Source organism: Emticicia sp. SJ17W-69 (genome assembly GCF_051209875.1).
Lineage (GTDB): Bacteria > Bacteroidota > Bacteroidia > Cytophagales > Spirosomataceae > Emticicia.
The window spans coordinates 2,765,229-2,784,690 of the sequence record NZ_JBNTQY010000001.1; the positions used below are offsets into that span (position 1 = coordinate 2,765,229).

18 protein-coding genes are annotated in these 19,462 nt (G+C 33.4%); 5 read left to right on the forward strand and 13 right to left on the reverse strand.

Annotated elements, in window-relative coordinates:
• Positions 1-467: 467 nt before the first annotated feature.
• Positions 468-1,298: a helix-turn-helix domain-containing protein gene (locus ACQUQZ_RS11275; RefSeq protein ID WP_435355032.1), complete on the reverse strand. Its 831-nt coding sequence runs from the start codon at positions 1,296-1,298 to the stop codon at positions 468-470.
• A 235-nt stretch (positions 1,299-1,533) separates the two neighbouring features.
• Between ACQUQZ_RS11275 and ACQUQZ_RS11280 the strand changes: the two genes are divergently transcribed.
• Complete coding sequence (locus ACQUQZ_RS11280) at positions 1,534-2,898, forward strand: M20/M25/M40 family metallo-hydrolase (protein ID WP_435355033.1); 1,365 nt, start codon at positions 1,534-1,536, stop codon at positions 2,896-2,898.
• An 82-nt stretch (positions 2,899-2,980) separates the two neighbouring features.
• Positions 2,981-3,340, forward strand: coding sequence for a DUF1304 domain-containing protein (locus ACQUQZ_RS11285; RefSeq protein ID WP_435355034.1), 360 nt, complete (start codon positions 2,981-2,983; stop codon positions 3,338-3,340).
• Positions 3,341-3,491: 151 nt separating this feature from the next.
• Here ACQUQZ_RS11285 and ACQUQZ_RS11290 read toward each other — a convergent pair whose 3' ends face one another.
• The 3 genes from ACQUQZ_RS11290 to ACQUQZ_RS11300 form a co-directional block, all read right to left on the reverse strand.
• Positions 3,492-4,817 (reverse strand): ammonium transporter, encoded by a 1,326-nt coding sequence (locus tag ACQUQZ_RS11290; RefSeq protein WP_435355035.1) that lies wholly within the window; start codon positions 4,815-4,817, stop codon positions 3,492-3,494.
• 96 nt (positions 4,818-4,913) lie between these two features.
• Complete coding sequence (locus tag ACQUQZ_RS11295) at positions 4,914-6,044, reverse strand: porin (RefSeq protein ID WP_435355036.1); 1,131 nt, start codon at positions 6,042-6,044, stop codon at positions 4,914-4,916.
• Positions 6,045-6,432: 388 nt separating this feature from the next.
• Entirely contained in the window at positions 6,433-6,783 is a 351-nt protein-coding gene (locus ACQUQZ_RS11300; protein ID WP_435355037.1) for a 4Fe-4S dicluster domain-containing protein, read from the reverse strand.
• 116 nt (positions 6,784-6,899) lie between these two features.
• On the opposite strand from ACQUQZ_RS11300, the gene ACQUQZ_RS11305 reads away from it, so the two are divergent.
• Positions 6,900-7,919, forward strand: coding sequence for an acyl-CoA reductase (locus ACQUQZ_RS11305; protein ID WP_435355038.1), 1,020 nt, complete (start codon positions 6,900-6,902; stop codon positions 7,917-7,919).
• Positions 7,920-8,003: 84 nt separating this feature from the next.
• Here ACQUQZ_RS11305 and ACQUQZ_RS11310 read toward each other — a convergent pair whose 3' ends face one another.
• The 6 genes from ACQUQZ_RS11310 to ACQUQZ_RS11335 form a co-directional block, all read right to left on the reverse strand.
• Positions 8,004-9,194 carry a vWA domain-containing protein gene (locus tag ACQUQZ_RS11310; protein ID WP_435355039.1) on the reverse strand — a complete coding sequence of 397 codons (1,191 nt, stop codon included), beginning with the start codon at positions 9,192-9,194 and terminating at the stop codon, positions 8,004-8,006.
• Between the two features lie 41 nt (positions 9,195-9,235).
• Positions 9,236-10,090, reverse strand: a complete 855-nt coding sequence (locus ACQUQZ_RS11315) for an AAA family ATPase (protein ID WP_435355040.1) — start codon at positions 10,088-10,090, stop codon at positions 9,236-9,238.
• 76 nt (positions 10,091-10,166) lie between these two features.
• Entirely contained in the window at positions 10,167-10,697 is a 531-nt protein-coding gene (locus tag ACQUQZ_RS11320) for a hypothetical protein (protein ID WP_435355041.1), read from the reverse strand.
• Positions 10,698-10,768: 71 nt separating this feature from the next.
• The gene (locus ACQUQZ_RS11325) at positions 10,769-12,202 is read right to left on the reverse strand and encodes an MBOAT family O-acyltransferase (protein ID WP_435355042.1); all 1,434 of its coding nucleotides are present in this window, start codon (positions 12,200-12,202) and stop codon (positions 10,769-10,771) included.
• Positions 12,203-12,506: 304 nt separating this feature from the next.
• Entirely contained in the window at positions 12,507-13,787 is a 1,281-nt protein-coding gene (locus tag ACQUQZ_RS11330) for a dihydrolipoamide acetyltransferase family protein (protein WP_435355043.1), read from the reverse strand.
• 152 nt (positions 13,788-13,939) lie between these two features.
• Complete coding sequence (locus ACQUQZ_RS11335) at positions 13,940-15,199, reverse strand: competence/damage-inducible protein A (protein WP_435355044.1); 1,260 nt, start codon at positions 15,197-15,199, stop codon at positions 13,940-13,942.
• 178 nt (positions 15,200-15,377) lie between these two features.
• Here ACQUQZ_RS11335 and ACQUQZ_RS11340 point away from each other — a divergent pair, with 178 nt between their 5' ends.
• Positions 15,378-16,106 (forward strand): DUF4197 domain-containing protein, encoded by a 729-nt coding sequence (locus ACQUQZ_RS11340; RefSeq protein WP_435355045.1) that lies wholly within the window; start codon positions 15,378-15,380, stop codon positions 16,104-16,106.
• Positions 16,107-16,202: 96 nt separating this feature from the next.
• Here ACQUQZ_RS11340 and rhaT read toward each other — a convergent pair whose 3' ends face one another.
• Positions 16,203-17,273, reverse strand: coding sequence for an L-rhamnose/proton symporter RhaT (gene rhaT / locus ACQUQZ_RS11345; protein WP_435355046.1), 1,071 nt, complete (start codon positions 17,271-17,273; stop codon positions 16,203-16,205).
• Positions 17,274-17,483: 210 nt separating this feature from the next.
• Between rhaT and gldC the strand changes: the two genes are divergently transcribed.
• Complete coding sequence (gldC, locus tag ACQUQZ_RS11350) at positions 17,484-17,831, forward strand: gliding motility protein GldC (protein WP_435355047.1); 348 nt, start codon at positions 17,484-17,486, stop codon at positions 17,829-17,831.
• A gap of 80 nt (positions 17,832-17,911) precedes the next feature.
• Here the strand turns inward: gldC and ACQUQZ_RS11355 are convergent, their stop codons facing one another.
• Both ACQUQZ_RS11355 and ACQUQZ_RS11360 read right to left on the reverse strand, forming a co-directional pair.
• Positions 17,912-18,655, reverse strand: a complete 744-nt coding sequence (locus ACQUQZ_RS11355) for an acyl-CoA desaturase (RefSeq protein ID WP_435355048.1) — start codon at positions 18,653-18,655, stop codon at positions 17,912-17,914.
• Between the two features lie 146 nt (positions 18,656-18,801).
• A complete protein-coding gene (locus ACQUQZ_RS11360; RefSeq protein ID WP_435355049.1) occupies positions 18,802-19,461 on the reverse strand; it encodes a DUF4159 domain-containing protein in 660 nt (219 codons plus the stop codon).
• Position 19,462 lies beyond the last annotated feature (1 nt).

The following is a 19,462-nucleotide window of genomic DNA, read 5'->3' on the forward strand; positions in this document are numbered from 1 at the left end:
CATGTATAAAATTTTTGAAGAAAATACTGAAAATTTCATATAATTTCTCTCCAAATGATGATAATCAAAGTGGTTGTAAAGTATTGAACCATTCATCAATTAGCGAAAGTAATTTCCATCACAGATATGAATTTGAAAACTCGTTGCAAATATGGATTTTAAGATGATAGTTTTAGTGGTAAAAAAACGACATTCTTTAATTTTAATTAGCCATTTTATTAACAAGATTACTCCACAGTGCTTGTTATTTCACGACAACGTTTTCTACTGCGATCTTATCTACTCTTTTAACTTGAGCAAAAATCACATTTGATAAAAGAAGAAATAGACAAAATGAAAATAATTTTTTCATAATCAATTATTTAAATTTGATTACAAAAATAAAGGATGAAGAATGGTTGGAATAGTACAAATACGACAACTCAATGATTTGAATTAAAAATATTTAATCAAATTAAAGAAAGTTTCTAATAAAAAAGTTGATTACGAAGCAAAAAAGGCGTAGCGTTGAATTCGCTTTCAATAACAGAAGGTGAAACTCCACAAAAGGCTTTAAAATCTCGAATCAAGTGCATCTGATCGAAATAACCACACTCGTGAGCAATGGTAGTCCATTTGATATTGGGTATATTTTCTTTCATCACCCAAGCTTTAGCAAAACGTGTTTGGCGTATAAAAAACTTGGGAGAAACCCCAACTCTTTGTAAAAACTGTCGCTCCAATTGACGATTGCTCACACAAGCTTGAGAGGCGATTTCATCAACATTTATGAGTCCACCATCCTTTAAAATTAAAGGCAAAACATTATCAATAGGTAAGCGACTACGCAAATGACCAAGTTTTTTTAACAGAAAAGTCTCCACAATAGCTTTGAGTTTATCAGGCGATTGTGTTTCTGCCAACTGCTCATTGATAAATTTTATTCCTCTATCTAAAATATATGTACTATCGAGTGATTCATCAACTGGAAATTCATTCATCGAAATTCCCAACAAACGATATAAACCACATGGTTGAAATCCAACTTTTACAGTAAAATTCGAATGGTGCATTTTTAGCTTTATTCTGTTGACTTGCGGCCCAACCAAAATACTTCTGTCGAGTTTAACTTTTTTATTGGTTGTCAAATATTCGCTTTCAGGAGCTTCAAATGGATAAAAATAAAGGCACTGCTCAGGTAGTGGCGGAAATGAAAACTCAGGACGTGGTAAATTACGGTCTAATTCAAATCGAAAAACCATTATATTATTTACAAATTCGCTCAATGCGGGGTGTGGTTTGTAAATCTTATGAAACATTTAAGTAAATATTTTTTATAAATTTCGCACATTAAATATAAAATTGAATATTTATCCATCATTTTTTTAAAATTATCTATTAGACGGTCAATTTAAGAAAAATCAAAGATTTTTTACCCATCTACCATATTGCAAATTATTTCAAAAATCCCAATTCCATTCATTTCACTCATATTTATAAATGATTATTTCAAAAAATGACTATTTTTGTCAGAAACATCTAAACACTTTATCAATGAAAAAAATCTTTATTTTTTCTTTTTGTCTATTGACATCAATTAATTCTTTTTCACAAAAAATTATCAATCGTGACCCACAAATTGAAGCTTTAGTCAAACAAATTTCAAGCGATAGTCTCAAAAAATTTGATGAAAAATTAGTTTCTTTTGGCACTCGAAGTACCCTTTCGACCACAACGGAGGCCAATCGAGGAATTGGAGCTTCACGCCAATGGGTTCTAAGTAAATTCAAAGAATTTGCCAAACAATCGGAAGGCAGAATGACTGCTGTTTTAGATACCTTTACACTTCAACCTGATGGAAAACGTATTGATAAAACCATCGCTATGGCCAATGTAATGGCAACGCTCAAAGGCACCGACCCCAACGATGATCGCATTTTTATGGTTAGTGGGCATATTGATAGCCGTGTTACGAATGTGATGAATCGAGAATCTGATGCCCCAGGTGCAAATGATGATGGAAGTGGTACAGTTGCAGTGATTGAATTAGCACGCATCATGTCAAAATCAAAATTTCCAGCAACAATTATTTTTGTAGTAGTAAGCGGCGAGGAACAAGGACTTTTAGGAGCCAATTTTTTAGCTGAAAAAGCCATCAAAGAAAACTGGAATTTAGAAGCCTTATTGAATAATGACATTATGGGTTCTAATAACTCCAATGAAACAAATATCATTGATAACACTCGTATTAGAGTTTTTAGTGAAGGACTTCCTGCTTTTGAAATGGATAAAAAAGTTGGTGCTATTCGTCAATATGGGGTAGAAAATGATGGAAAAGCAAGGCAGTTGGCTCGTTATGTAAAAGAAACTGGGGAGCGATATGTTGATAATTTAGAAGTAGTGATGATTTATAGAAACGACCGTTTTTTACGTGGTGGCGACCATACTCCTTTTGTTACACGTGGATTCTCAGCAGTGCGTTTGTCAGAAATGAATGAAAACTTCTTACACCAACACCAAGATTTGAGAATTGAAAATGGTGTTGAATATGGAGATTTACCTAAGTTTATGGATTTTGAGTATTTGAGAAAAAATACTGGAATCAATTTAGCTACATTGGCCAATTTGGCAAAATCGCCTTCAATGCCCCAAGATGTTGTTTTGGATGTGAGAGGACTGGGAAATTCTACTAATTTAAATTGGAAAGCACCCAAAAGTGGTAAAGTTAAAGGGTATTATGTGATGATGCGAGAAACTGCAATGCCATATTGGCAAAAGAAATTTTTTACAACTGAACTTAAAATTAGTCTCCCATATTCAAAAGACAACTATTTCTTTGCTGTTCAATCTGTTAGTGAAGACGGTAATGAAAGTTTACCAGTATTACCTAGAGTCGGACTTAGAAATGCTGGGGAATAACTTTGGCTACGCTCAGTTACAGATAAATCATTATTCGTAAATCAATATACATCATTCATCTACCTTTTAAACCCAAAATAAAATGGAATTAATAGCAAAGATTCTCGTTGGACTTGTTGCCATCGAACATTGTTATATACTTTGGCTTGAAATGTTTGTTTGGACAAGCAGAGGTCCAAAAGTTTTCAAGGGTTTGCCCAAAGACTTATTTGTACCAACCAAAGCCTTGGCAGCCAATCAAGGACTTTATAATGGATTTTTGGCAGCGGGTTTATTTTGGTCATTATTAATCCAAGACCACGCTTGGTCATTTTACGTTGCTATTTTCTTCCTTTCATGCGTGATTGTTGCAGGAATCTATGGAGGAATAACCGCTGGGAAAAGAATTTTTTATGTGCAAGCAATTCCTGCTATTTTAGCTTTGATTGCTCTACATTTGTAGATTTTTTTCTAAATTTCAATACCCAAATGATCCTACAAAGAAAATGCCCACCAATATGGCGGGCATTTTGACTTATGGAGTACAACAAAACCACAATAAAAGTACGGCAATTAACCGCAATTGTGATTTTGTCACAAAATTATAAATATTTTTAAGCTTCTACCAATGATTCGTCATGTTGACTAACATCAAGACCAATTTTCTCATCAGCTTCAGAAACACGAAGTGGCAAAATCATGTCAGTAATTTTAAGCATTACAAACGACATTGCGAATGCAAAAACAGAAACAATTACCAAAGCAATGATGTGATTGATAAATAATTTCGATTCTCCAAAGAATAAACCTTGGTCAGCAACAGCAGCATTTATGCCTTTGTTAGCAAAAACACCTGTCAATAACATACCTACCATACCACCAACACCATGACAAGGGAATACATCTAATGTATCATCCAAAGCAGTTTTAGTTTTTAAGTGAGCTAAGTAGTTAGAAATGATAGATGAAATTGTACCAATAACAATTGCGTGAGGGATAGTCACAAAACCAGCACCAGGAGTGATAGCAACAAGACCTACTACTACACCAATACAGAAGCCAAGAGCTGATACTTTTTTGCCACGAGCTACATCAAATAATACCCAAGCTAAACCAGCAGCAGCAGCAGCAGTATTTGTTGTTGCAAAAGCAGAAGCAGCCAAAGTTCCTGCACTAAGAGCAGAACCAGCATTAAAACCAAACCATCCGAACCATAATAAACCAGTACCTAATAATACATAAGGAATATTGGCAGGTGGAAGGAAACTTCCTTCAACATGTGTGCGACGACGACGTAAGTAAATAGCTCCAGCTAAAGCAGCCCAACCAGCTGACATGTGTACAACAGTACCACCAGCGAAATCAAGAACTCCCATTTTGAAAAGGAATCCTTCAGGATGCCATGTCCAGTGTGCTAAAGGAGCGTAAACGAAAATGCTGAAAAGAATAATAAATAAAACGTAAGATTTAAAATTAATACGTTCAGCTAATGAACCTGTCACAAGTGCAGGAGTAATTACAGCAAATTTCAATTGGAAAAATGCAAATACAACTAAAGGAATTGTTGGAGCTAATGACCAAGGTTTGCTTTCTAAGACACCAGCAAACATAAAATGAGTCATCGGATTTCCAATATATCCTCCAATTGATTCTCCAAAAGCTAAACTATAACCTACTGTTACCCAAAGTACAGAGATTACACCCATAGCAATAAAACTCTGTAACATGGTAGAAATAACATTTTTGGTATTCACCATACCACCATAGAAATAAGCTAAGCCTGGTGTCATGATTAGTACCAAAGCTGTACTGATCAACATCCAAGCAGTATCGCCAGAATTAATTCCTTCGGTTACGATGGTAGAAGGTACTGCAGGTAACAACAATGCCACAACTGCAAGAATAAGCAAGATAATCAGGGGTAGTGGGTTTTTACGCATAATGGTTTTGAGGTTTAAGTGTTGTACAAAAAACTTGCATTAATTTGATAGTGAATCAGTTAATTCTTTAACTGACTCACTATTCATCAGAATTATTTAGAATTTAAAAATCAAGGCTCCACCAAATGTTGATTGTGAATCTTTAGTAAAATTACCAGATTTATCTTCAAATTGAGCCATTCCAGCAGCAGATTTAGCATAGCTATCAAGACGGAACTCAGGTTTGAACAATAAATTATCAGAGATAATTAGATTACCAGTCAAAGTAAATGAATTAACTGCTGTTCCATCACCCGCTCTGTTTTTCAAGGCACGAATACCTGATTTGTTATCAAAATATTCATAACGAATGCCTAATCCAAATTTATCAGTCAAAGATGCTTGAGCATATAACGCAGCTCCACCCCATGATAATTTATCTTGTGTACCATAAGCTGCATTAACACCTAACAAGAATTTTTCAGTAATTTGATAAGAAGTTGTCAAATCAAATAGTGAATAATATGATTTAGCACCTACGCCTTCATCACTACCAATCCAGTTTAAGTAAAGATTCCAACCAGAAGCAGGCGAAACATAAAACTGCAATATTCCACCTAATTTACTGTTGTTATCATCTTTTGAGTCAATACCATTAACCATACCGAAAGTTAATGAAGATTTAGCAGAAGTTGCAACTGTTGCTTTAATTCCAGTATGATAAAAAGGCCCATTATTGAAAAGATTCGACAATGAGTAGTTATAATTTACTGGAGCATCAATCACTTCATATCCAATGTGTGTACCCCACTGTCCTGCTGTAATTGATAATTTGTCAGTAGCTTTCCAAGTCAAATATGCTTGTTTGATAGCCAAAGCTGTACCAGTAGCTTCTTTTCCACCAACCAATACACGACCAAGTGCATTACCATAATTCCCAAGATCACCATGGTTACCAAAAGTTAAATCAATAACTCCATCAACTTTGTCTGTTGAATAGGTCATTTTAGTTTGTGCAAGACCAACTTGAAACTGACCAACTTTTTGATCGAAAGCTCTTTCGTATCCAGATGCTCCTAAATTTGACTTTGATTTAGGTGAGTTAAAATTGCCAAAGAAATAAGTGTCAACATAACCAGAAAATGTAATTGGATTTTTTTTCTCTTCTTCTGGTTTTGTTGTAGTGTCTTGTGCAAAAACGTTTACTGCTGTAAACAATGAAAGTACGGTAAAAAATGTTTTTCTCATAATTTTCTTTGGTTTAATTAATCATTGGTTAGATTTAATTTCTTCACAAATGTTTGCCAAAAAATAATTAAATCCAAATTTTAAGTGTAAAAAAATACACATTTTTCAAAAAAAATATAAAAAAAGCTAAATATATGTATTAAAATTAAACTAATTATTGAAATATTTATATTTTACATTTAAACAAACATTATTCTGCAATTTATCATAAATCAAGAATATTATTTTGAAATACAATTTTATCTTAAATTTGTACAATTTCAAGAATTATACAAATTTCAATTATATGTATTCACTAAATACATATTGGTCTAAACACAAAAATCCCCAACAGTAAAAACTGTTAGGGATTTATCATTTACTCTTTTACTGCTAATCAAATAAATAATTAAGCTTCAGCATGAAGCCAAGATTTCTTGGCCAATAACATTTCATCATCCTCCTCATGCTCAGGGTCAGGAATGCAACAATCAACTGGACAAACTGCTGCACATTGTGGTTCTTCATGAAAACCATGACATTCCGTACATTTGTCGGAAACAATATAATAAAATTCATCAGATACTGGTTGCATAGGGTCTTTACCACCCAATACAGTTCCATCTTCTAATTCAACTTCTGTGAGTTTTGTTCCGCCACCCCATGTCCATTCTACACCACCTTCGTAGATTGCTGTATTTGGACATTCCGGCTCACATGCACCACAATTGATGCACTCGTCAGTTATCATGATTGCCATACTCTCTCTATATAATTAATAGTTTATTAAACTTTAAACAAATATAAGGCTTCAAAGTTTCAGTTTACTTGTATTTTTGTAAGATTTTATCAAAGACAAGTAACTTTCTAAAAAAAATGCAATTAAAAAAACAAATTTTTACATTTTCACAACTTGGTGATTTTTTATTGGACATTTCAAATGATGATCAAATTAAGGTCATTGCAAGTGCAGCTCGCAATGAAAATGCATGGTTTACAGAAGATAATGTGAGGTTGGCATTAGAAAACACTTCAAAATCATTTTTAAATCCTGAATTAATAGAACAATTTGTTTCAAAGCACCAAATAAATGAAAATAAGTTACCCAAAAAAGTGGGAATTGTAATGGCAGGAAATATTCCTGTTGTTGGTTTTCATGATTTATTATGTGTCATATTAAGTGGTAATATTGCCTTAATAAAACTAAGTTCAAGCGATTCGGTTTTAATGAGATTTTTGATCAATAAACTATTCGAGTTTAATCCTGACTTCAAAGAATTAATTAAAATTGTTGATAGGCTCAATGACGCTGATGCCTTAATTGCAACAGGGAGTGACAATACTGCAAAACATTTTGAATATTATTTTGCAAAAAAACCCCATATTATTCGTAAAAACCGATCATCAGTTGCTATTTTGAGAGGAGATGAAACAAGAACTGATTTAGGAAACTTAGGAAACGATATTTTTCAATATTTTGGTTTGGGTTGTAGAAATGTTTCAAAATTGTATGTTCCAATAGGATATACTTTTGATAAATTTTATGAAGCGATTGATTATTGGAATACGATTTGTTTGCATCATAAATACAATAATAATTATGACTACAATAAATCAATCTATTTGGTCAATGGTGTCAAACATTTAGACAACGGATTTTTACTATTAAAAGAAGATGATGCACTTGTTTCTCCAATTTCTGTATGTTTCTGGGAAGCTTACGATGATAACACTCATCTAAAAAGCCTTATGGAAGACAAAAAAGAAAAAATTCAATGTATAGTTTCCAAAGATGGATATTACCAAAATAGTTACAGCTTTGGAGAAGCTCAATTACCTAAATTAGATGATTTTGCTGATGGAGTTGATACGATGGAGTTTCTAAAACAATTATAATTTGTTAAATATTAATGGTGAATTTTATTAAAATCGTAAAAAAGTTATCTTTATAATTTATAATTCACCATTAATCTTTAACAATTAAAACTTCAGCTTGCTATTTTTCAGACATTTCATGGCTTTTTCGATTCCATTAATGGTGAGTGGAAACATTCTATTATCTGACCATGAACGTATTTGCTGAATTGTATGCGTATATTGCCAGTAGCCATCATTGACAGGGTTGAGCCAAACTAAATTGGGATATTTTGTTTTGAATCGTTCTAACCATGTTATTCCAGCCTCTGGATTGTAATGCTCCACACTTCCACGAGGTTCTGCAAGTTCCCACGGCGACATAGAGGCATCACCAATAAAAATTACTTTGTAGTCTTTATTATATTTGTTTAGCACGTCCCAAGTCGAAATGCGGTCTTCGTAGCGACGATGATTATCTTTCCAAAGTGTTTCGTAAACGCAATTATGGAAATAATAAAACTCTAAATTTTTAAATTGGTGTTTTGCTGAAGAAAAAAGCATTGAACATTCCTCAATAAAATCATCCATAGAACCTCCCACATCAAGCAACAGTAAAACTTTTACACGATTTTGCTTCGATGCCTGCATCTTTATGTCTAAAAGACCAGCATTATTGCTTGTTCGCTCAATGGTTTCATTCAAATTTAATTCATCTTCGATGCCTTCACGAGTCAAAATCCTTAATCTTCGCAAGGCCATTTTTGTATTTCTGGTATTGAGTTCGAGATTATCATCATAATTTTTAAAATCACGTTTATCCCAAACCTTAACAGCACTCTTATTGCCTCCCTTGCCTCCTATCCTTACACCAGTCGGATTAAAACCGCCATTGCCGAAGGGTGAAGTGCCGCCAGTACCAACCCATTTACTACCGCCTTCGTGTCTTTCTTTCTGTTCTTCGAGGGTTTTTCTTAATCTTTCTAATAATTCTTCAAGCCCACCTGACGCTTCAATTGCAGCTTTGTCTTCTTCTGACAATTCTCGCAAAAACTTACTAATCAACCAATTATCATCAATTTCAAATAACTTTTCAGCAGAAATACTTTCTAATTCTCCAAAAAATTGTCCAAAAAGTTTATCAAATAAGTCCAGATTTTGTTCGTGTTTTACATAAATGGCTCGACTCAAAAAATAAAAATCTTCAATATTGTAGGCTACAACTTCCTTGTCAAGAGCTTCCAACATGGTCAGATGCTCTCGAAGATTAACTTTTAAGTTATTATTTCTTAAATGAAAAAAAAAGTTTGTTAGCATTTAAATCGAAATCAAAGTGGCGAAACGTCCGTCTTACTTGATTATTTTATACCCTTCTCTCTCAAAGCCTTAAACAAATCATAATCCGATTCATTTTTCAATAATGCTCCCAAAAATGGAGGAATTTCATTCATTTTATTCAAATCATCTAAATCCTCTGCCGTGACATGACCAACCAACAGTAATCTTATCCAGTCAATCAACTCGCTTGTAGAAGGCTTTTTCTTTAGATTTTTTACTTCCCGAATGCCAAAAAAAGTTTTCATGGCATTATTCAAAAGCGTCTCTTCTAACTTTGGATAATGAACATCAACAATTTGCTGCATTGTTTCTTTGTCAGGAAAACGAATAAAATGAAAAAAGCAACGGCGAAGAAAAGCATCAGGCAATTCCTTTTCATTATTTGAGGTGATAATGATAATCGGTCGGTGTTTTGCTTTGATCGTTTGCTTAGTTTCATAGCAATAAAACTCCATTCGATCGAGTTCTTGCAACAAATCATTAGGAAACTCAATATCAGCCTTATCAATTTCATCAATTAAAAGCACTGATTGGTCTTCTGTCTGAAAAGCTTCCCAAATCTTTCCTTTTTTTATGTAATTTTCTACATGATTTACACGATCATCACCCAATTGAGAATCTCTAAGCCTTGAGACAGCATCATATTCATATAAACCTTGTTGAGCAGATGTTGTAGATTTAATATGCCAAGTAAACAATTGTTTTCCAAGTGATTTGGCTACTTCAAATGCCAATAATGTTTTTCCAGTGCCTGGCTCTCCTTTAATCAAAAGTGGCCTCTGTAAAGCAACTGAGGCATTGACAGCCGTTTGTAGCTCACGAGTTGCGACATAATTTGTTGTACCAGTAAACTGATTGTTTTTTTTATTTTCCATAAAAACTGTAGAACAATTTTTCAAATTGTTTAAAAAGCTTTAAGCTTTTTGTTAAAGAACAAGTTGAAAACTTGTTCTACTCTTCTAAACTCGAAAAGCTATAAAGCGTTGGGTCGAGTTTCAAAGTACCTGCATTAAAATCATTGACAAACTTTGTAATCACCTCATTATCAATCTCTTCCACATTTAGTGCAATATCAAGACCAATACCATATTCAAAATCAGTTTCTACTTCTACAAATTCTGAAACCTTAAAATCTTCCTCTTCTTCCAATTCTTCAATAATTTCTTCTAGCATCAATTCCATTTCTTCATCTACTTTGTAATTGGGTTTTCTCCTCTCAATTTCGATGTAGTTTGGATATGCTTTTTTCATTCGAATTTCGGCTTCTTCAAAAACCAAAGAACTATGATTTAGGCGTAAAGTTCCCATTACAGCATCATAAATAACCTCTTTCCCTTCATAATTTCCGACAAACTGAAAATGGGCAAACTCGCCTGAATCGTTCATGCCATCTTCATCTTCAACGATTACATAATTCTGTCCTTCTTGCTCACACTCTTTTTTGAGTTCAGCAATTTCTATTGGGTCAAAGCCTTCATTCATATCTTTAAAATTTAAATTTTATTAAAAATTATAATAAATGTGTGTATTATTTAGAAAGTTGTTTACTTAAATTAAAATTGGAAGTAAATAAATTGCGAATTATTATAAACTCCATAGCACAAAATCAACATTAAAATCAAATAATAAGCTCCCCAACGTTGCCATTTTGGCTTTGCATCAAACCAAGCAGCAATACTTCGCCCTCTTTGCAACCACTGTACGACTTCCAGTATAAAAAATGAAATAATGATTAAATATAAATCATTTTCACCAATCATCCCAAGAATTTGCTCGAATGAATGAGAATTAGTTTTAAAAAGGTTTTTTACAATATAAACTGAATCAGCATTTGTGTTGGCTCTAAAAAAAATCCATGCAAAAGATGCCAATGAAAAAGTAATAATTGCTTGAATACCTTTCTCTATGAATGGTACTTTTACAAGAGAGAACGCTTTGTCTTGAATGTCTTTTGTTAGTTGTCCGAAAATTAAATAAACTCCGTGTAAAGCTCCCCAAACAACATAATGCCAATTGGCTCCATGCCAAAGTCCGCTCATCATAAATACAAAAAATAAGTTGAAATAACGTCTTGTTTTTGAAACTCTATTCCCTCCCAAAGGAATGTACAAATAATCTCGAAACCAAGTAGAAAGCGATATATGCCAACGACGCCAAAACTCAGAAATTGATTTAGAAAGGTAAGGTCTATCAAAGTTTTTCATCAATTCAAAACCCATCACACGTGCAGCTCCAATAGCAATATCTGAATAACCAGAAAAATCACAATAGATTTGAAATGTAAAAAAAAGTGTAGCAATAATTAGTGGAAGCCCTTGATAATCAGTTGGATTATTATAAATATGGTTCACAAAAACTGCCAGCCTATCGGCAATTACCACCTTTTTAAACATACCCCAAAGCATTAATCTAAGTCCGCTAACTGCTAAATTGTAATCAAACTTATGTTTTTCATAAAACTGATGAATTACGTTCTGCGGGCGTTCGATTGGGCCAGCAACTAATTGCGGATAAAACATCACATAAAGTGCATAAATCCCAAAATGTCGTTCAGCTTTTTGATTTCCTCGATATACTTCAATCGTATAACTCATGGCTTGAAATGTATGAAATGACAAGCCGATTGGTAATATAATATTCCAATGTGGAATAAGTTGATCGGGGTTTATTTTAAATAAAATGGAATTAAAATTGTCAACAAAAAAATTGTAATATTTAAAGACTGCTAAAACTCCAATATTAGCAACAAGGCTCATTATTAAGGCCGATTTTCGACTTCTCCCTTTTGACTCTTCAATCCAAATTCCTGCAAAATAATCAATGATAATAGTGAAGAAAAGTATAAGAATATACTCCAAGATGAAGAAACTATAAAACACACAGCTTGCCAATAATAGATGAAACCAGCGATATTTGTGCGGAAGTGCAAAATAAATGAGGGTAACAAGCGGAAAAAAAACAAGAAATTCGAACGAATTGAAAAGCATTTTATAGAGTTATGAGTGCTGAGATATGAGTTATGAGTTAAAAACATTGAGTTAGATTTTTTTTATCGCTCATTGTTCATCATACATCACTTTTTTGACTCCAAAGTTCATGGTTTATTTTTGTTTTTAAAAACATTTTACTAAAAATCGCCGTGTAATATAAATGAAAAAAGCATCGAAGATCCTTCGATGCTTTTATTTATACCCCAAAACAATAAAATCTTTACTAATGTAACAATTCAAAAACGACAATTATCATGCCTCATTAGTATATTAATTTTAAATTTTAAGGGTAAGATATCTTTTAAAACAATTTTCTATCAAAATCAAAGTTTTCTAAATAATCAGCAACTCTCTTTACGAATTGTCCGCCAAGAGAACCATCCACTACTCTATGGTCATAAGAATGAGAAATAATCATTTTTTGACGAATTCCGATTGTATCACCATAAGGTGTTTCAATCACTGAAACTTTTTTCTGAATTACTCCAAAAGCAATAATTGCCACTTGTGGCTGCATAATAATCGGAGTGCCAGCAATATTTCCGAAACTACCAATATTTGAAACCGTAAATGTTCCATCAGCTAAATCATCACCTTTTAATTTATTCACTCTTGCTCGATTAGCAAGGTCATTGACTTTTTTTGTCAAGCCAATCAAACTATATGAATCAGCATCATGTACCACAGGCACTATCAAATTGCCATTTGCCAAAGCCACAGCCATTCCAATATTTATTTTTCCTTTTTTGATGATTTTATCACCATCAACTTGCACATTAATTAATGGAAAATCTTTAATAGCTTTCACAACTGCCTCGATCAGAATAGGGGTAAAAGTTATATTCTCTCCTGTTTCTTTTTTAAACTGACCTTTTACTTTTTCTCTCCACAAAGCCACATTGGTCATATCAGTTTCAACAAATGAAGTAACATGAGCTGAGATTCGCTTCGATTCGATCATCCGCTCTGCGATCATCTTACGCATTCTATCCATTTCGATGATTTGATCATTACCACTAAATTCGATAACTGGCGAAATGGGAACAGTGATTTTATTACTATCAGAACGTTCCTTCAAGTATGATAAAATATCATCCTTTGTTACTCGATTATCTAAACCTGTGCCAATGATTGCATCTAATTGTTCAGATGAAACGCCCTCCTCCTTGGCAATATTTAAAACCAAAGGTGAATAAAAACGATTATTTGAGCCAATTGATTTTAGCTCTGTATTTGTTGTTAAGCTTGATGCAACAGCAATTTGTTTTTCAATTTCTGGCAATGCCTGTTTTAATTCAGGTTCAACATTAACTACAACCGAGTTATTTCCAACCGACTCACTATCTGTTTCAATAATGCAAATCGGATTGCCAATCATAGCAATTTCTCCTTTCTGAACCAAAAATTGTTTGATAACTCCTGAATGTGACGCACCAATTTCTGTATCAATTTTATCGGTGGCAACCTCCAATATCATATCATCAGCTTCAACATATTCACCAACATTTTTGAGCCAATTCAAAACTGTACATTCAAAAATACTTTCGCCCATTTTAGGCATTATCATTTCAACTAAAGCCATTTTATTTTAGGTTTTAGGACTTAGGGGTTAGGACTTAGGGGTTAGAGACCAGGCTGTAAGTCTTAGGTAGTAGGTCGTAGGCCATAAACCTAATTCCCAATACCTAATTTCTAATTCCTAATTCCTAATTCCCAATTCCTAATTCCTACTTCCTACATTTCATAATCACCATTAAGCATTTTTCGTAAAAGATTCAGAGCTACAACGCTTCCATAATTAATATTTGTATCTCTTTGATTCGACATTTGTAATTTTCGAGCAATTGTCTTGCCTTCCATTGCACAAGCGATCCATAATGTACCAACTGGCTTTTCGGGCGTTCCTCCGTCGGGTCCAGCAACACCACTCGTAGCAATTGCAAAATCTGTCTTCATTAGTTTCAGAACACCCTCTGCCATTTGAGTTACTGTTTCGCCACTTACTGCTCCATATTCTGCTATTGTTTCTGCTTTTACGCCTAATACATTGATTTTAACAGAATTGTCATAACTAACAACACTACCCATAAAGTAGGCCGAACTACCCGGAACTTTTGTAAATAAATGCGAAATATAACCACCTGTACAACTTTCGGCTGCCGAAACTGTCAAACCTTTAGCTTTCAAACTTTTCCCAATCGCTACTTCTAAATCATCATTATCAAAACCAAAAACGGATGTTTCAATTAAAGGTAAAACTTTATCTATTTCTGCTTGTACCTCTTGTTTTAAAACTTCCTCATCCTGTCCTACTGCAGTCAATCGTAATCTGACTTGTCCAAAACTTGGCAAATAAGCCAATTTAATATGTTCGGGAAGACTATCTTCCCAATTTTCAATTTTTTCAGCTAAGAATGATTCACCCACACCAATTGTACGAATCATTTTATGATAAATAACTGGTGTTTCAAAATATTTTTTTAGACGTGGAATTACTTCATTGGTCATTAAATATTTCATTTCATGCGGTACACCAGGCATTGAAACAAATATTTTTCCTTTATGTTCAAACCACATTCCAGGAGCTGTTCCCGTTTTATTGGCTAAATAAGTACAACGACTTGGTACGGCCGCTTGTAAACGATTTAATTCAGTCATCGGTCGCCCTCTCTTTGTGAAGAAATCAGTGATAAATGCTAAAGCATCTTCATTAATAACCAATTCATCATTAAAATACTTGCATAAAGTTTTCTTAGTAATGTCATCTTTTGTTGGTCCAAGTCCACCAGTCAATAAAATAATATCTGCACGACTTTCTGCTTCTTCAAAAATTTGCAATATTTTATCTTCTTGGTCTCCTACAGAAGATTTACGAACTGTTTTGATACCAATTTTATCCAGTTCAGTACTCATCCATTGTGTATTTGTATCGGTGATTTGCCCATACAAAATTTCGTCTCCAATTGTTACTACTTCAGCTAAAATGAGTCTCATTGATAAAATATTAAATGTAAATTTTTAAATTTTGTTGAATTTTATTCTAGATTACGTCCTTTTTGAAATTAGATGTAAAGCATTTGAAACTTTATTTGCACAAAAATACAATTTTCATTGTTCATTCGTTAGTAAGACAATCAATAATTCATAAAACAATCACAAAAAATAGTATAAAATGAAACAAATACTTTCTATTTCCTTAATTATCAGCATTTTAACATTCCAAAGCTGTGCAGGGCAAAAAATTAATTTAGGTAAAGTTTTAGGAGGAATCATTGACCAAACCCAAAGTGGGGCATTAACAAATGATGATGTGGTTATGGGTTTGAAAGAAGCTTTAAAAGTTGGAATAAATAAGGGTGCAGATAGTGCTTCAAAAATGAATGGTTATTACTTGAATCCTAAAATAAAAATCCCTTTCCCTCCAGAAGTACAAAGAGTTGAAAATGCACTACGTAAGGTTGGTTTAGGGAGCGAAGTTGATAAATTTGTTATTTCTCTTAATCGTGGTGCAGAGGAAGCTGCCAAAGAAGCTAAACCAATTTTTATCAATGCAATTTTAAATATGTCATTTTCCGATGCTTGGGGAATTTTACGAGGAGATAAAAATGCTGCTACGATGTTTTTAAAACGCACAACCTCAGCAGCATTAGTTCAGGCCTTTATGCCAACCATAGAAAAGGCATTACAAAAAACACAAGCTACAAAATATTATACTGATTTGGCAACAACCTATAATGCTCTGCCATTTACTCAAAAAGTTAATCCTGATTTAAAAGGATATGCTACCCAAAAAGCCATTGATGGCTTATTTATTTTAGTGGAAGAAGAAGAAGCAAGAATTAGAGAAAACCCATTGGCACGCACAACAGAGCTCTTAAAAAGAGTATTTGGAGCTTCATAAGAGGAGAGGAAGTAGGTTTTAGGAATTAGGTTATTTAATATCATTTTAAATTAAAAAAAAATTCTATAACCTAATTCTTACTTTCTAATCCCTACCTTATTTCAACGAATTACCATATCCGACTAATAATACTGAAAGAATAATTGTCAAAATGCCTGCACTAATAGTGATTAGTGTTTTCTTTGAAACGCCTTTCCATTCTTTTAAAATTAATCCCCATGAATTTGCGACTAATATAATAAATGCCATGTGTAAAATCCATGAGCTTGGCCCATTTCCTAATTTACTTTCGCCCATGCCATAAAAGAAAAATTGTAAAAACCATGTTGTACCAGCAATAGCCGAGAAAATGTAGTTTTTCAAAAGCGGTGTTTTGGTATTGGTATAATCACCAAAAGTCTTGTTTTTTGCATTTAAATACATACACCAGATAAGGTTTGTGGTCAATCCTCCCCAAAGTACAACCACATACACTACATTATTTCTATACAAAAACTCTCCTTGACCTGGGTTTTGTGCTACCCATAATTCGTTAGCTATTTTTGACATACTTGAACCCGCTTCAATACCAAAACTAAAACAAGCACTCAACACGCCAGAAATAACTGCCAAAATCAAGCCTTTGGTAAGTTGAAACTCATCATCACTTTTTCCATCACCTATGAGGTCATTATCTTTCATACCACCAGCTTTCCCACAAATGACAATTCCAATCACACAAACAAATAGCCCCAGTAAAACCATCTGCCCCCAGTTAGTAGTCATTAAATCATTAATAGTATCTTTACCAGCAGTAGGTACAAAATTATAATAGATTGAAGGTATGATTGAGCCAAATACTGAGCATAAACCAAGTATAACCGAACTTCCTAATGATACACCAAGATAACGCACCCCGAGACCATAAGTAAGTCCGCCAATACCCCAAAGTAAACCCATTAAATAAGTCCAAAATAAAGTATTTCCAGCCGTTTCTGAAATAATATTTCCAAAATTAGGTATAGTAATGTAAGCGGCCAAAGGAGGTACTATCAACCAAGAGCAAAGTCCTCCAACGATCCAATAACTTTCCCAAGCCCAGCCTTTTACTTTTTTGTATGGGATATAAAAGCTACCCGAAGCAAAGCCCCCTATGAAGTGAAAAATAATACCTAAGATTGCATTCATTAGTGTTTAGGTTAAGAGTTTAAAATAATAGTTTTTTTGTAAAAAGAATGATGTTAAATATCAAAATAATACTAAAAACAAAAATATCCCTTCCTGTACTCTCCCGCAAGTGAAGGACTCAAATATTTTCATTAGTAATTTAAAATAAACAAATTGAACTTTCTAAGGTAAAAACTAATTTCTTAATAGTAATCGTTATTGTAGAATTTTATGAACAAATCTGAAATTAATTTTACTGTCGAGCTCGACAGCAACCGAATTCCTGAAAAAATATTTTGGGACGCTACCGAAAATCCCAATGAAGGAATCAATGAAAGTAGAGCCATTGCTATCAGTGTATGGGATCATTATCATCGTGGACTTCTCGGTATCAATCTTTGGACAAAAGAAATGCCTGTCGATGAAATGAAACACTTTGCCGTCGATATTGTAGGAAATGTGGCTCAATTGATTGCAGATGCAACTGGAGATAAAAAAATGATTGAAATTTTAGAGAGTACTTGCCGAAGTCTGAAAAGACATATTGATGAAGAGGAAAAAAAGAGTGCTGAGTCTTGAGTTCTGAGTTCTGAGTTCAAAATAAAAAATGCCGAATCCTGAAAAACTCAGAACTCAGCATTCAGAACTCAGAACTAAAATCATCCTTTTTTAGGAGTAATGATTTTAGTCCAAGTTAAAAACTTTATTACAGGGTAAGTTGGATCAATTTCATACCATTTTTTAGCAAAATTGATTGACATTGGGTGTTTATGGTGATTATTTTGAAATAATTCACCCATCATTAAAATGTCAACAATTAATGAGTTTTTCGATTCATCATGGTTATCAAAATTTTGGTAACCATATTTATGTCCACTCCAATTAACAATCGCACCATGAATTGGACCCATCAAAAAGTGAATTGGTAATAGAAAGAAAAATCCCCAATGCACATCAAAATACATAAATCCAATGACATAAAAAGCGATATAACCAATTCCCCAAGCTAATCGAGAAACCCAGTTATCGCCAATTTTATCTACCAAATTCCATTCTGGCAAATCTTTCTCAAAACGTTCCTCGATTTTGAATTTGTAATTCAATAAAGCCCTATAAATTTCTTTTGTTTTCCACATCATCGTAAATAGATTTTGTGTGTGATGAGGCGAATGTGGGTCTCTTTCTGTGTCGCTGTATGCGTGGTGCATGCGATGCAAGATTGCATAAGAGCGTGGATTTAAAAAGGATGAACCTTGTGTTACGTAAGTAAAAAGATAGAAAAAACGCTCCCAAAACTTATTCATTGTAAACATTTTGTGAGCAGAATAACGGTGCAAAAAGAAAGTTTGACTAAATAAAGACAAGTACCAATGACCGAAAAAAAACGATAAGGCAACAACCATTATAAATTATTTTGATAAGTGAATAATATTCGTAAAATACAAATATAATAGTGAAACAATAAACTAAAGTCGAATGTTGCTTTGATTTATCACTATTTCAAAAGTTCTTTAAAATGTACAAAATACTTACATAGAATTATACAATTTCAATAATTCGTAAAAGCATACTGAACTAAATTAGCTCCCATTTGTAAAGCCTTTTGTCGAGTTTCTTCGGGGTCATTATACACACCCCTATCTTCCCAGCCATTTCCCAAATCACATTCATAACTAAAAAAACACACCAATTTACCTTGCCAAATCAAGCCAAAGCCTTGTGGTGGTAAGCCTTCATGCTCGTGAACTTTCGGTAGGCCGTTAGTAAATTTATATTTTTGTTGATAAACGGGATGCGAAAAAGGTAATTCTACAAATTCTAATTCAGGAAATACTTTTTTCATTTCCCTGCGAATGTATTTATTCAATCCATAATTGTCATCAATGTGTAAAAACCCTCCAGAAATTAGATATTTTCTAAGATTTTGCACTTCACCATCAGTAAAAACCACATTTCCATGTCCAGTCATGTGAATAAATGGGTATTGAAATATGTTTACATCGCCTACTTCAATAATATCTTCTTCTGGAAAAAGATTCATCTTTAGGTTTTGGTTGCAAAATTTGATCAAATTAGGCATAGATGTCTTATTGGCATACCAATCGCCTCCCCCACTGTACTTCAATTTGGCAATTTTGATGGTGGGTTGTTGAGCAACAACAACAACCTTAAATAATAAAAAGATAAAAACTAAAATATTGTTTTTCATA

What these genes read in the sequence shown, in the direction of transcription:
- ACQUQZ_RS11275 (WP_435355032.1), bottom strand. Translation starts at nt 1,298, where the DNA reads ATGTTTCATAAGATTTACAAACCACACCCCGCATTGAGCGAATTTGTA.
- ACQUQZ_RS11280 (WP_435355033.1), top strand. Translation starts at nt 1,534, where the DNA reads ATGAAAAAAATCTTTATTTTTTCTTTTTGTCTATTGACATCAATTAAT.
- ACQUQZ_RS11285 (WP_435355034.1), top strand. Translation starts at nt 2,981, where the DNA reads ATGGAATTAATAGCAAAGATTCTCGTTGGACTTGTTGCCATCGAACAT.
- ACQUQZ_RS11290 (WP_435355035.1), bottom strand. Translation starts at nt 4,817, where the DNA reads ATGCGTAAAAACCCACTACCCCTGATTATCTTGCTTATTCTTGCAGTT.
- ACQUQZ_RS11295 (WP_435355036.1), bottom strand. Translation starts at nt 6,044, where the DNA reads ATGAGAAAAACATTTTTTACCGTACTTTCATTGTTTACAGCAGTAAAC.
- ACQUQZ_RS11300 (WP_435355037.1), bottom strand. Translation starts at nt 6,783, where the DNA reads ATGGCAATCATGATAACTGACGAGTGCATCAATTGTGGTGCATGTGAG.
- ACQUQZ_RS11305 (WP_435355038.1), top strand. Translation starts at nt 6,900, where the DNA reads ATGCAATTAAAAAAACAAATTTTTACATTTTCACAACTTGGTGATTTT.
- ACQUQZ_RS11310 (WP_435355039.1), bottom strand. Translation starts at nt 9,194, where the DNA reads ATGCTAACAAACTTTTTTTTTCATTTAAGAAATAATAACTTAAAAGTT.
- ACQUQZ_RS11315 (WP_435355040.1), bottom strand. Translation starts at nt 10,090, where the DNA reads ATGGAAAATAAAAAAAACAATCAGTTTACTGGTACAACAAATTATGTC.
- ACQUQZ_RS11320 (WP_435355041.1), bottom strand. Translation starts at nt 10,697, where the DNA reads ATGAATGAAGGCTTTGACCCAATAGAAATTGCTGAACTCAAAAAAGAG.
- ACQUQZ_RS11325 (WP_435355042.1), bottom strand. Translation starts at nt 12,202, where the DNA reads ATGCTTTTCAATTCGTTCGAATTTCTTGTTTTTTTTCCGCTTGTTACC.
- ACQUQZ_RS11330 (WP_435355043.1), bottom strand. Translation starts at nt 13,787, where the DNA reads ATGGCTTTAGTTGAAATGATAATGCCTAAAATGGGCGAAAGTATTTTT.
- ACQUQZ_RS11335 (WP_435355044.1), bottom strand. Translation starts at nt 15,199, where the DNA reads ATGAGACTCATTTTAGCTGAAGTAGTAACAATTGGAGACGAAATTTTG.
- ACQUQZ_RS11340 (WP_435355045.1), top strand. Translation starts at nt 15,378, where the DNA reads ATGAAACAAATACTTTCTATTTCCTTAATTATCAGCATTTTAACATTC.
- rhaT (WP_435355046.1), bottom strand. Translation starts at nt 17,273, where the DNA reads ATGAATGCAATCTTAGGTATTATTTTTCACTTCATAGGGGGCTTTGCT.
- gldC (WP_435355047.1), top strand. Translation starts at nt 17,484, where the DNA reads ATGAACAAATCTGAAATTAATTTTACTGTCGAGCTCGACAGCAACCGA.
- ACQUQZ_RS11355 (WP_435355048.1), bottom strand. Translation starts at nt 18,655, where the DNA reads ATGGTTGTTGCCTTATCGTTTTTTTTCGGTCATTGGTACTTGTCTTTA.
- ACQUQZ_RS11360 (WP_435355049.1), bottom strand. Translation starts at nt 19,461, where the DNA reads ATGAAAAACAATATTTTAGTTTTTATCTTTTTATTATTTAAGGTTGTT.